This window comes from Myroides sp. LJL115, assembly GCF_054871665.1.
In genome coordinates, this window is sequence record NZ_JBTXLS010000036.1 from 1 (window position 1) to 12644 (window position 12644).

Annotated in this window: 10 protein-coding genes; 5 read left to right on the forward strand and 5 right to left on the reverse strand. The window is 32.8% G+C overall.

The genetic code is table 11. The features are described from left to right. Nucleotides 1-367 precede the first annotated feature (367 nt). The 3 genes from rlmN to dnaG all read left to right on the forward strand — a co-directional run bounded on the left by rlmN (nucleotide 368) and on the right by dnaG (nucleotide 4550). On the forward strand, nucleotides 368-1408 hold the full coding sequence (gene rlmN / locus ACYSNX_RS09460; protein WP_461754433.1) for a dual-specificity RNA methyltransferase RlmN: 1041 nt from the start codon (nucleotides 368-370) through the stop codon (nucleotides 1406-1408). Between the two features lie 112 nt (nucleotides 1409-1520). After that, on the forward strand, nucleotides 1521-2501 hold the full coding sequence (locus tag ACYSNX_RS09465) for a polyprenyl synthetase family protein (RefSeq protein WP_461754434.1): 981 nt from the start codon (nucleotides 1521-1523) through the stop codon (nucleotides 2499-2501). 57 nt (nucleotides 2502-2558) lie between these two features. Further along, nucleotides 2559-4550 carry a DNA primase gene (dnaG, locus tag ACYSNX_RS09470; protein ID WP_461754435.1) on the forward strand — a complete coding sequence of 664 codons (1992 nt, stop codon included), beginning with the start codon at nucleotides 2559-2561 and terminating at the stop codon, nucleotides 4548-4550. Nucleotides 4551-4593: 43 nt separating this feature from the next. Here dnaG and nadE read toward each other — a convergent pair whose 3' ends face one another. Then, nucleotides 4594-5397 carry an NAD(+) synthase gene (gene nadE / locus ACYSNX_RS09475; RefSeq protein ID WP_461754436.1) on the reverse strand — a complete coding sequence of 268 codons (804 nt, stop codon included), beginning with the start codon at nucleotides 5395-5397 and terminating at the stop codon, nucleotides 4594-4596. A gap of 70 nt (nucleotides 5398-5467) precedes the next feature. Here nadE and gldB point away from each other — a divergent pair, with 70 nt between their 5' ends. Further along, nucleotides 5468-6469, forward strand: a complete 1002-nt coding sequence (gldB, locus tag ACYSNX_RS09480; RefSeq protein ID WP_461754437.1) for a gliding motility lipoprotein GldB — start codon at nucleotides 5468-5470, stop codon at nucleotides 6467-6469. After that, the gene (gldC, locus tag ACYSNX_RS09485; RefSeq protein ID WP_461754438.1) at nucleotides 6469-6807 is read left to right on the forward strand and encodes a gliding motility protein GldC; all 339 of its coding nucleotides are present in this window, start codon (nucleotides 6469-6471) and stop codon (nucleotides 6805-6807) included. The genes gldB and gldC overlap by 1 nt, the downstream gene beginning before the upstream one ends. Nucleotides 6808-6936: 129 nt before the next feature. Here the strand turns inward: gldC and ACYSNX_RS09490 are convergent, their stop codons facing one another. From ACYSNX_RS09490 to ACYSNX_RS09505, 4 genes are all read right to left on the reverse strand, one after another. Further along, entirely contained in the window at nucleotides 6937-7917 is a 981-nt protein-coding gene (locus tag ACYSNX_RS09490) for a LuxE/PaaK family acyltransferase (RefSeq protein WP_461754439.1), read from the reverse strand. A 79-nt stretch (nucleotides 7918-7996) separates the two neighbouring features. Then, nucleotides 7997-8347 carry a T9SS type A sorting domain-containing protein gene (locus ACYSNX_RS09495; RefSeq protein WP_461754440.1) on the reverse strand — a complete coding sequence of 117 codons (351 nt, stop codon included), beginning with the start codon at nucleotides 8345-8347 and terminating at the stop codon, nucleotides 7997-7999. Between the two features lie 107 nt (nucleotides 8348-8454). Further along, entirely contained in the window at nucleotides 8455-9609 is a 1155-nt protein-coding gene (locus ACYSNX_RS09500) for a hypothetical protein (protein ID WP_461754441.1), read from the reverse strand. A 225-nt stretch (nucleotides 9610-9834) separates the two neighbouring features. Then, nucleotides 9835-12582, reverse strand: a complete 2748-nt coding sequence (locus tag ACYSNX_RS09505; RefSeq protein ID WP_461754442.1) for a TonB-dependent receptor — start codon at nucleotides 12580-12582, stop codon at nucleotides 9835-9837. Nucleotides 12583-12644 lie beyond the last annotated feature (62 nt).

Sequence of the window (12644 nt, forward strand, 5' to 3'; positions counted from 1 at the left end):
TTAAGTCCAATTCATCGATAACCTTATTTACAATGCGTACTGGATGCAAGGCAGGAATGAAATCTTCCAAAGAATGAGGAATCAAACTCATTTGATTCTGATCGTAAAGTCTATAACGTGGTGCTTGTTTTGCCATATTTACTTGAATTACTTATACTAATTTAAGTATATTAGATTGAAATTCAAATAATTATAATGGTGTTTTTTACTTAAAAGTACAAAAAAGAGGCTATCTCATTTGAGACAGCCCCTTTTTTTTATTCCATTTTAGCCTATAACTAGACTGTTTTATAGGATAATAAGCAAAAACCTATTAAGGTCTTATTAAAAATACTTTGTATTCCAACAAATCATTTAACTTTGCATTATGCAAACGGAGAAAAAAGATATTAGAAGCCTGAGCAAAGAGCAATTAAGAGAGTTCTTTGTATCTCAAAAAGATAAAGCCTTTAGAGGTAATCAAGTATATGAATGGTTATGGACCAAAGGTGCCCATAGCTTTGAGGATATGAGTAATTTATCCAAAGAAACTCGTTTGATGCTTCAAGAGAATTTTGTGATAAATCACATTGAAGTGGATAATATGCAAGTTAGTAGTGACGGTACGGTTAAAAATGCGGTTAAACTTCATGATGGTTTAATTGTAGAGTCTGTTTTAATTCCTACTAAAACTAGAACAACTGCATGTGTTTCTTCTCAAGTAGGTTGTAGCTTAGATTGTGAATTCTGTGCTACTGCTCGTTTAAAACGTATGCGAAACTTAAATCCAGATGAGATTTATGACCAAGTTTTAACTATTGATAGACAAAGTAGAGAAAATCATAATATACCATTATCCAATATTGTTTTTATGGGAATGGGAGAGCCTTTAATGAACTATAATAACGTACAAAAGGCAATCGAGAAAATTACCTCTAGTGAAGGACTAGCTATGAGTCCAAAGCGAATTACAGTTTCCACTTCAGGTCTTCCTAAAATGATTAAGAAGTTAGCAGACGACCAAGTGAAATTCAAGTTAGCTGTTTCTTTGCACTCTGCTATTGAAGAAACTAGAAATAAGATCATGCCTTTCACTAAGAACTTTCCTTTAACAGATCTAAGAGAATCACTAGAATACTGGTATAGTAAAACAAAGAGTCGTGTGACATTTGAGTATGTAATTTGGAAGGATATCAACGATGATCAGAAAAGTATTGACGCTTTAGTGAAGTTTTGTAAATATGTTCCTTCTAAAGTTAACCTTATTGAATATAATCCTATCGATGATGGAGAATTTCAACAAGCAAGTGAAAGTGCTACACAAGCCTATATAGATGCTCTTGAAGCAAACAATATCACTGTAGTGGTTAGAAGAAGTAGAGGGAAAGATATTGATGCAGCATGTGGTCAATTAGCAAATAAATCATAAATGTTTGTTTGCTAAAAGATAACAGATAGGAATTAGTAGCTTAAAGGTGGTTTTTACAATTAAAAAACGTATTTTTAAGCAAAACCTATCCATAAATAGTCAATTAAAAGTAATGAGTATAGTACAAGAAATACAAAGCCCTATTTTACAGGAGATGGAGCTCTTTGAGAGTAAATTTCATAAATCAATGTCTAGTAAAGTAGCATTACTTAATCGAATCACTTACTATATTGTTAATCGAAAAGGAAAACAAATGAGACCAATGTTTGTTTTCTTAGTTGCAAAAATGGTTAATCAAGGCCTAGTGAATGAACGTACCTATAGAGGTGCATCGGTTATAGAATTAATTCATACTGCAACCTTAGTTCATGACGATGTTGTGGATGATAGTAATGAGCGTAGAGGTTTCTTTTCATTGAATGCCTTATGGAAAAATAAGATAGCTGTTTTAGTAGGAGATTATCTATTATCAAAAGGATTACTTCTTTCTATTGATAATGATGATTTTGATTTGCTTAAAATCATCTCAGTAGCAGTTCGGGAAATGAGTGAAGGAGAGCTCTTACAAATTGAAAAAGCTAGACGATTAGATATTACTGAGGATGTTTATTTCGAAATAATAAGGCAAAAGACAGCTACTTTAATAGCTGCATGTTGTTCTATAGGGGCAGCATCTGTTTGTCCGGATCAACCTGAATTAATTGAAAAGATGCGTTTGTTTGGAGAGACCATAGGAATGGCTTTTCAAATAAAAGATGATTTGTTTGATTATACGGACGGTCCTATTGGCAAGCCTACCGGTATTGATATTAAGGAAAAGAAAATGACTTTACCTTTGATTTATACTTTAAATAAGTGTGAGCCAAAACAAAGAAAATGGCTTATTAACTCCATAAAAAATCACAATAATGACAAAAGGCGAGTGAAGGAAGTGATCGCTTTTGTAAAAGAACAAGGAGGTTTAGATTATGCCACACAGGTAATGATTGAGTACCAAAAACGCGCTTTAGCTATTTTAGATCAGTTTGAGGATTCCGTTTATAAGGAATCTTTGAGTAGAATGGTTAATTATGTGATTGAACGTAAAAAATAAGTACGTAGGATAACTTAGCTTTATTTATTTAATAAAGCTTTTTTAATTTTGTAGTATATGATTTCCAAAGCAACCATTGATGCTGTATTTGATGCAGCAAGAGTAGAGGAGGTAATAGGTGATTTTGTTACTTTAAAAAAGGCCGGTAGTAATTTTACGGGATTAAGCCCCTTTGTTAACGAGAAAACACCTTCATTTATGGTCTCTCCAGTCAAACAGATTTGGAAAGACTTTAGTTCAGGAAAAGGAGGGAATGTCATTAGCTTTTTAATGGAACATGAACATTTTTCCTATCCGGAAGCTATTAGATACTTAGCAAAAAAATATAATATTGAAGTAGAAGAAACCCAACAAAGTGAACAGGATAAACAACAGACCAATGAAATGGAAAGTATGTTTGTTGTTAGTGAATATGCTAAGAAATATTTTCAAGAGACCCTTACCAATTCAGAACAAGGTAAAGCTATTGGACTTAGTTATTTTAAAGAAAGAGGGTTTACAGATAAGACAATCCAAGAGTTTGGGCTAGGATATTGTTTAGATAGTTGGGATGCATTTACTACACAAGCATTAGCCAAGGGGTATTCTTTAGAATACCTTCAAAAAACAGGTTTAACTATTGTTAAGGAGGATAGTGGTAGGAAGTTTGACCGTTTTAAAGGCCGTGTAATGTTTCCTATTACAAGTATGAGTGGCCGTGTTTTAGGATTTGGTGCAAGGATTTTAACCAATGATAAAAAGTCAGCTAAATATTTGAACTCTCCCGAGAGTGACATTTACCACAAAAGTAAAGTGCTCTATGGAATCTCCCAAGCAAAGTCACAAATCGCTAAACAGGATAACTGTTATATTGTAGAGGGGTATACCGATGTAATTCAAATGCATCAAAGTGGTATTACCAACGTTGTAGCTTCTTCCGGTACAGCATTAACTCCAGATCAAATACGTCTTGTAAGTAGACTTTCCAAGAATATTACCATGTTATTTGATGGGGATCAAGCTGGAATTAGGGCCTCTATGCGAGGAGTAGATTTAATTTTAGAAGCTGGAATGAATGTTAGGGTTTGTCCCTTGCCGGCTAATGAAGATCCAGACAGCTTTGCAAAAAAGCATACAAAAGAGCAATTAGAAAGATATTTTGAAGAGCATTCTACCGACTTTATAAGGTATAAAGCTAATGTTTTAATGGAACAGGTTAAAGATGATCCAATTAAAAAAGCTGACCTTATACGGGATATGGTTCTTAGTATATCTAAAATTCCAGATGCTATTCAAAGGGAAATCTATGTACAAGAATGTGCACGTATTATGGATATCTCTGAGGATGTTTTATTTAGTTCCTTAGCCCAACAATCTAAAAAAGAACTAAGAGAGGAAAATAGAAAATTCCAAGAAAATAAGTCTAATCTACAAGTTGTACATAAAAACCAACCACAAAAAGAGTCTCAAAGAGACCCGTTATACTTATTGGAAAGGAAGATCATTGAGATTTTACTACTTTATGGTAACACAACTGCAGTCTTCACCGAGTTAGTTTATCAAACTAACCAAGATAATGAGATTGAACAAGTAGAGCAAAAGATAGAGCAAAAAGTATACGAACGAATTTTCTTATCCTTACAGGAAGATGAGATTTCTTTTACCAATGATTTGTTTAAGGTAATATATAAAGAGATTATCCAGAGTTTTATGCAAGACAATTGGGATTTACAAGAGTTTTTAGTAAAGTTATCTCCGGAATTATCTGCTGAGGTTACCAGTATTATCATGGAAGATGAAAAGGAAGTTTTACATAATTGGGAGAGTCAAAATATTTTTGTAAAGAAAAAGACCGATGGTATAGAGCAATACGTTAGCGAAACAATATTAACTCTAAGGATGTATTTGGTTAATAATATTATTAGTAAATACAGAGAGAAGTTAAAAGAATCGGATCAAAAAAGAAGTGAAGAAATGCTTGGAGTAATCATGGATTATACCAGTTTAATGAATACATTTTCTCTTCGATTAGGACAGGTGATTTCCCGCTTTAAATCCTTGGATAAATAAAATAAACAAGGTCTTGACTATTAAGAGTTCAAGACCTTGTTTTTTATAATAAGTCTTTCGGTATAACACAAATAGGAATAGGGTTTACCTTATGTTGATTGATGGTATGTAGACGAGTAAAAATATCAAAAACTTCTTTTTCTCTACCACTAAAATCCTCGGAGGATTTTCCTTGTTCAAAAGCAATCATTGCTTTTTCTAATTCGGGGTAACTAGCCCCTAGCTGGTCCTCATCACTTCTGTCATCTCCAAACAATCCATCGGTTGGCTTGGCGTTAATAATATTGGTACTAACCCCTAAATATACTCCTAATGCTGTAACTTGTGACTTCATCAAATCAGCAATTGGGCTTATATCTACTCCACCATCTCCGTATTTTGTAAAAAATCCTACTCCGAAATCTTCAATTTTATTTCCAGTACCTACAACTAGGCAGTGATGGATACCAGCAATATAATATAGGGTAGTCATTCTTAACCTTGCTCTTGTATTGGCTAAAGAAAGCTGCTCTAAGCTTTGGTTATCACTTGATGGTAAAACCTGTGTAAGGGTTTGAAAACTTTGGGTAAGATCCGTAGTTATACTAGTAACATTAGTGAAATTATCTTTTAACCATTGAATATGTTCTTTTGCTCTGTCTACCTGACTTTTTTGTTGATAGATAGGCATCTCTACACAAATCACAGGTAAGTTAGTTTTGGCACAAAGGGTAGAAACTACTGTAGAGTCAATTCCTCCCGAAATACCTAATACAAAGCCCTTTACTTTAGATTGCTTTGCATAGTCTTTTAACCAAGTGACAATATGCTCTGAGACTTGTTTTGCTTTAAAATTTTTAAGTAGCATTGGGTTTTATATTATGTGACTAATAGGACTATCTTTATATCTTTGTAACATCTAAAATGTAAAATGTAAAATGATGATGGATATATTTTTCAAATTTACTAAAATATCAAGAGTTTGTGCCCTAGTAGTTTTAATTTTCTTAGTTAGCTGTAATTCAAAACAAAGTGAGTTAGATAAACAAATCTCCCAAATACCTATTACAAGTGAAATTATACGCTTTGATCAGATTTTTATAGGTACCCCAGATGATAGTTTATTTAGTGTTAAACAAAGGTTCCCTTACTTATTTAATGCTTCTATAGAGGATTCTTTTTGGCTTGCTAAAAAGAAAGATACTTTATTTATAGAGTTGAATGAGGAAGTAGATAAAAAATTCTCTAGCCAAAGCCTACAGGATCTAAATAAGGAGTTAATCGCCTTTTTTCAACACGTGAAATATTATTTTCCTTCACAAAGTAGTAATAAAAAGGTGATAACTTTAATAAGTGAAGTTGATGTACAAACAAAGGCTATTTATGCCGATAGTTTAGTTTTTCTTTCTTTAGATACTTACTTAGGTCAAGATCATAGATTTTACAAAGGATTTTCTCACTATTTGAGAAGTGACTTTAATGATGATCAGATATTGGCGGATTTAAGTAAAAATTTTGTACAACAAAATATAAGCGCCCCAAGAGATCGTGTTTACGTTTCTCAAATGGTTTTCTATGGGAAGGTATTATATGCTCAGAAAGCTTTACTGCCTAAAGTTCCTGAAAATATATTGATGGGATATTCCAAAGAGCAATTACAGTGGTGTCAGGAAAACCAAGAGTCTATGTGGCGCTATTTTATGGAAAATGATTATTTGTTTTCTACAGACATAAAGTTAATCCAACGATTTATAGAACCTGCTCCATTTTCGAAGTTTTATCTTGAAATTGATGAACAAGCACCAGGAAAAATAGGAGCTTGGTTAGGATGGCAAATTGTAGATTCGTATATGCGAAATAATAATGTAACTTTGCAAGAACTTCTTGATACAAACGCAGAAGAAATTTTTCAAAAATCAAAATATAAACCTAAGAAATAATGAGTAAGAATTACGTTTCTGATATTAATATTAGAGTAGAATTAGACGAAAATAGAGTTCCTGAAAAAATTCTTTGGAATGCAAAAGATGGAGGAGTAGAAGCAGCTCGCTCTAAGGCGATGTTACTTTCTGTTTGGGATGATAAGGTACAAGAGACTTTACGAATTGACCTTTGGACAAAAGATATGCCTGTGGATGAAATGAAAAAATTCTTTCACCAAACATTAGTGGCAATGGCAGATACTTATGAGAAGTCTACTCAAGATAAAAAAATGGCCGATACAATGCGCGATTTCTGTGACTATTTTGCAGAGAAGACAGAGTTGTTAAATAAATAATATATTCTCAATTGCTTTAAGAAGTATAGAGAGAAATGTATTTTTTAAGATGTATAAAAAAAAGGTAAACTATTAAGGCATATGCCCCATATAGTTTACCTTTTTTTGTTGTGATTAAAACAATACTTATTATTGAATCATTAGGTTACAACCTCTAATATCTGAATTGTCAAAACGTCCTAAGATTTCAAAAGTACCGTCTTCGTATTTTTTTCCTAAATCTTGTGTTGCTATAAAGCTACAAGAATTAATATTAGCTAGGTCAATCACATTAACCCCACCTGTTTTTCCTGGTGGCATATAATTAAAAGCATCCTGAGTATCTCTAATTAATATTTCCATCCAAGGAGGGGTATCGAAAATACCATCTCCTAGAGAATAACCTTGGGATAGTAATTCAGTCATACCGTATTCGCTATGTATTTTATTCACACCAAATCCTTGGGCTAAAATCTGATGTAATTCAGGACGTATCATTTCTTTTCTCTTTCCTTTCATACCTCCAGTTTCCATGATAATGGTGTTCTTTAATTCAAAACCTTGAAGCTCGATTAAGTCCAATAAAGCATATGTAACTCCAATTAGAAGAACATTTTTCCCTTGCTTATCTAATTCGATTATTTTGTGGGCTAATTCCTTATAATTATCTAAATAAAAGCCACTATCTTCACTTTTCGATTCTTCAATTAAATCTTGTACCATATAGATTAAAGAAGAGCCTTGTCTTTGTAAATAGGAAGGTAAAAGAGCCAATACTACATAATCTTCTATGTTACCATAAAAGTAAGAGAAAGCGCTTCTAAAGCTTTCTACATAGAAGTCAAGATCTGTTACATGGTGCTTACTTGTAATTGCCCCAGTTGTCCCACTACTAGTAAAGGTTTCTTCAATGGGCTCTTTACTACTAAGAACTTCTTTGCTTTTAAAAAACTCTATAGGTAGAAAAGGGATATCTAGTAATGTTTTTACTTTAAGGGGTGTTCTATCTAAGAGATCACAAAATTGTTTATATACTGGGTTGTTCTCATACTGATAGCGATATACTTTCATTGCTATCTTATGAAATTCTTTTTTTGTCTGTATTTGGGTTATTTCTGATGGTGTAAACACAAGCGTAAAATTTTTACAAAAGTATAAATAAAAATAGCATCAAAAATTGATGCTATTAAGTAAAGTATAGTATTGATTATTATTTAACTATTATTTTTCGAGTAGCTGTTGCATTATCTTCTCTTACTTTCATAATATAGATGCCAGCATTTACACTATATGGTAAAACTAGTTCTTTATTATGTAAAGTTACGGACAGCATTTTTTTTCCAACAATATTATATAACTCCACTTCTTTAGGAGCATTTTTAGTAGATTCTATATAAATCGTACTATTAATCATTGTCGGATTAGGATAAATAGATAACCCCTCAATACTTTGAGTAGAGTGGTTTGCCTGATTAGGTTGTAGGCCTTGTTGTGCCATAATACTACTGCTTCCAAGCATTGCTAGGAGCAATAAAAAAGAATAGATGTAGTTTTTTGCCATGGCTATCGTATTTATACAATAAAAGTACAAAAAAAAATCTATATATAAAAGAATTAAGTTTTGCCCTTTTGAGACAAAACTTAAAAATTAACATATTTTATGAATATTTAGTCACTAAGACCAACTGTCCATCCCTTAGCCCACTCTGGAATTTTTGCACCAGCACCAGCACCTTGGTTATTTCCTTCTACTAAAATATTGTTGTTGGTAACATCTTGAGCATTATTATCTAAAATGGTATATTTTTTCTCTACTTGATCAAATTGCACATTTTTAACTTGTAAACCTTTACCAATATGATCTATTGTAGCATCGTTTTCTACAAGTATTCCAACTTGGAAGTTTTTTAAGTAGATATTCTCAATATTGGCTTTAGTACCTACTCTTAAATGTAAAGCAGTTCTTGGCTTACCATCTACAGGAGCCTCTGGTGAACCAATTAAAGTAATATTTTTGATTGTAGGAGAGGATACCGGTGAGGCATTATGGTCTTTACTGTTATTGTCTGCTTCAAAACCTTTATCAGCAACTCCTTTTTGTATTGAGAACCAGTTCTCATTGGTACCATTCCATCCTTCTGTCCAGTCAAATTGGTCATCATCATTATTTGTAGATACTAAGTATTTAGTGTTAACTGTTCCACCAAACCATTCAAATCCATCATCTGATCCTTCATGTGTTTGAACATACTCTATGGTAGTACCGTTTCCAACTCCAAACATACTTAATCCATTGAATTCTTTTTCCGCATTGTAGTTAGCTCCTGCATATTCAATACGTAGATACTTTACCACTCCTGAATTATCATCTATTATATCTCCACCATAAGTTAAGTCAGATACTTCAGCTATTGCTGTTTTTCCTTTATTAATTGGAGCTTTTCCACAGATTACTAAGCCTCCCCAACTACCTCTTTTCTGGATGTCTGCTGTAAGTATAATAGGGTTTGTTTTAGTTCCTTCTGCATAAATTTTTGCTCCTTGGCCAATTGCGATATAAGAAGATGTTCCTCCTGTTCCAATGATTTTTGTTCCTGCTGGAATTCTTAAAACAGAACCATCTTGCATTTCCAATTTCTCTGAAAGTTGATAAACAATGGATGCATCTAATTCTAATACATCTCCTTTTTTATAGGTTCCTCCTAATTTGTTTTCAGGCTTTTTGTTATCATCTTCATAATTACTATCGTCTGTACTTGAGCAACTTGCGAATATTGCTCCAATTAGTCCTAATGTTACTACTGATCTAAAGATTTTTTTCATCGTGTTGTTATTTGGTTTATTGTTATACAAATATGCCTTTTGTTTTAGCAAAAGGCGTTAAGGTATTGTCAATGAATTATTAAGAATATCAGTGTCATATAATCTCTTTTGTTAATTAGAGGTTAAGTAGGTTATTTTGCTCTGTACCAAAAAGAAAATGCCTCAAAGAGCATTTAGCTTTTTGAGGCATTAATCCATAGGAAAAAATATTTTTATAACAATAGTTTAAAACTTATAGCTTAAACTCAGGCTAATATTCTGTCCTAATTTATAAGATTGTACTAGTAGATCTTTAGTCAGATTTTCTTGCTTTCTTTGAATTCTAGGATCTAATAAGTTTTTAGCGCTTAATCCAATAGCAAAGTGTTTATTCCACTGGTATTTAGCATTAAAATCTAGTACTCCAAAAGCCTTATCTACTAAGTTACCACTTCCTTCTGTTCCTATACTTTGCAATTTGTCAGAGAAATGCGCATAAGAAAGAGTTGCTAAAAACGCTGATTCTTCCCATTGCTTTGTATAAGTAATATCTGCATTAAGTAATAAGTCTGAAGCTCCAGTAAAGGCTGAACTTTTGTGGGTAAATAAAGTGTTGATGTAGCGGTTTTCTCTATTCACTTTTTCATTATCCAATTTTTGATAAGTCTTCATAATGGAAGCATTTAATCCAGCAGATAATTTATTGGTTTGTACATCGCTAAAGTGGATAATATCTTTTTTAATTTCTATCTCTGCACCATAAGCTACTCCATAATCTCCAGTATTGGCATAAGTGATATCATTTGAAGAGGATGCCATTACAATTTCGTTTATTGGGTTCTTTATGTATTTTCCAAAAGCAGTAACAGCGAACACTTCGTCATTTTTAGGGAAAAACTCCCACTTTAAATCTAAGTTATAATCATCTGAAGCATAAACATCTGGGTTTCCTACCTTTATCTCTGTTACGTCTTCATAAATGAATCTAGCTCTTTCCTTGAACTGAGGAAGCGTATAGGTCTTGGACATAGCAAGACGTAGATTCTGTAAATCCGTTAAAGCGTATTTTAAATGTAGTGCTGGTAAAACGGCATTTTTATCTAATTTATCGCTTGTAGTTTTACTATCTAGTTGGGTTTGCCAAGTTACTTTTTGGCTGATAGTTTCAAATCGAACTCCTAAAACACCTGTTAATCGAGGACTTAGTTGGTATTGAAGATTAGCAAAACCTGCTTGAATATCTAGTTTACCTTCATAAGTTTGAGGTTTAAGAGCATTTGGAGTTGTTGATCCACCTCTAAAGGTATATATATCGAAATAACCTTGGGAAAAGTTAGCTTGGTTAAAAAATGCATCTAAGTTATTTGGGTCAATATTGTTATTGTAGGTATTATTGATTCCAAAAACATATTGTGTGGCTTGGAACTTTCTATCTTTTGTTCTTCCGTTATAACCAAGAGTTAATTTAGCTTTATAGTTCTGATCGTCATCTAAAGCAAATTTATAGTCTACCGCTAAAGATGCAGCATATTCTCTTTCCGATAAATTTTCAAAGTATCTATTATTGTTTGAACGTGCATTGGTTGCAAATACATATTGTTCTTTACCAATTACCTGGTTTAGCATATATTGTTGACGATCTGGTGTTCGAGAAGAAACATCATTTGCAGAAGCTCCCCAGTTTACTTGAATTTGATCCGTAATAGTATGAGAACCTAAAAGCTGATTTACAAAAAGACGATTTTGTTTGTATTGTTGTCTTTGGATTAGAGTTTCACTCTCTTGTCTATCAGGAGTAACATCTACTATATATCCGTTATAAAGGTCATTTTTTTCCTGAGAGTCATTAATAAATAGGAAATTATATTTAATGGAGTTATTAGGATTATAATCAAAGTCAGCATTAAACATTGCAGTGGTATTTGTGCTGTATTGGTAAGATTGTAAGTTTAAATCCTTTGTGAATATATCCTGAGCTTGCGCTGTTCTACTAACCCCTTGTCTATATTTATAATCATTAGAAAAAGACGCGGTTGCAAAAAGGTTTAATGTACTTTGTCCAAAGTAGAAGGTTTTCCCAGTATTTAGACCTAAGGAAGCTCCTATTGGATCTTGTGATTTTGTTTGTGTTGAATGGGTAAACTTATAAGAGGATAAAGCATTTTTTGGCATGTTGTTATTAGAAAACCCAAAATAATCTCTTCCAGATAAAACTTTAAAAGGAGTATGACCAGTTGCGTTGGTATTAATGTTGGATCCCATAGATACTTGTAGGTATGGGGCAGCATTGTGTTTTTTAGAGTTTATATCTATATTTCCTCCAGCAAAATCTCCATAAGAAGATACATTGTAGGTCTTATCTATTGATATATATTCAATGATATCGGTATTAAATATACCTAAGTTGATGTTTTTCTTTTCTGGATCATCTGAGGAAAGAGGCATAGCATTATAATAGGAGCTATTATATCTATCTCCTAATCCTCTTACAAAGATAGTTCCACTGCCTTCTTGTTTAGAAACACCTGTTGTTTTAACTACAGCACCTGCCGCATCACTAACCCCTTTTTTTGCTAATTCTTGAGAGCCAATATGCTGTTGTATTTGTGCCGATCTTTGTTGATCTAACAATAAAGTAGATTCATTAGCTCTAGATCGAGTTGCTATTAAAACCACATCTTCCAACTGAGTAGAATCATCTAAGAGCTCCATATCGATTGTAATGGTTTTTTCAGGTTCCACTTGGATTGTTTTCTGTTCTGAATTGTATCCTACGTATTGGAAAGTTAAGTCATAATTTCCAGGGGATAAGTCAAAACTATAGTTACCATCTATATCTGTGGTAAAGCCTTGATTAGTCTGTTGTACTATAACAGAGGCGAAGGCTAAAGGTTCTTGATTCTGATAATCTTTAAGAGTACCTTTTACGTTTCCGTTTTGTGCAATGGAAGTAATGCAGGCTAAAAGAGTACCGATTGCGAATTGTAATTTCATAAGTTCAGTGTTGTAATTCTTTTGCAAATAACACTGCATTTGTTGGACTTTAAGTTAAGTGA

What these genes read in the sequence shown, in the direction of transcription:
- rlmN (WP_461754433.1), top strand. Translation starts at nt 368, where the DNA reads ATGCAAACGGAGAAAAAAGATATTAGAAGCCTGAGCAAAGAGCAATTA.
- ACYSNX_RS09465 (WP_461754434.1), top strand. Translation starts at nt 1,521, where the DNA reads ATGAGTATAGTACAAGAAATACAAAGCCCTATTTTACAGGAGATGGAG.
- dnaG (WP_461754435.1), top strand. Translation starts at nt 2,559, where the DNA reads ATGATTTCCAAAGCAACCATTGATGCTGTATTTGATGCAGCAAGAGTA.
- nadE (WP_461754436.1), bottom strand. Translation starts at nt 5,397, where the DNA reads ATGCTACTTAAAAATTTTAAAGCAAAACAAGTCTCAGAGCATATTGTC.
- gldB (WP_461754437.1), top strand. Translation starts at nt 5,468, where the DNA reads ATGATGATGGATATATTTTTCAAATTTACTAAAATATCAAGAGTTTGT.
- gldC (WP_461754438.1), top strand. Translation starts at nt 6,469, where the DNA reads ATGAGTAAGAATTACGTTTCTGATATTAATATTAGAGTAGAATTAGAC.
- ACYSNX_RS09495 (WP_461754440.1), bottom strand. Translation starts at nt 8,347, where the DNA reads ATGGCAAAAAACTACATCTATTCTTTTTTATTGCTCCTAGCAATGCTT.
- ACYSNX_RS09500 (WP_461754441.1), bottom strand. Translation starts at nt 9,609, where the DNA reads ATGAAAAAAATCTTTAGATCAGTAGTAACATTAGGACTAATTGGAGCA.
- ACYSNX_RS09505 (WP_461754442.1), bottom strand. Translation starts at nt 12,582, where the DNA reads ATGAAATTACAATTCGCAATCGGTACTCTTTTAGCCTGCATTACTTCC.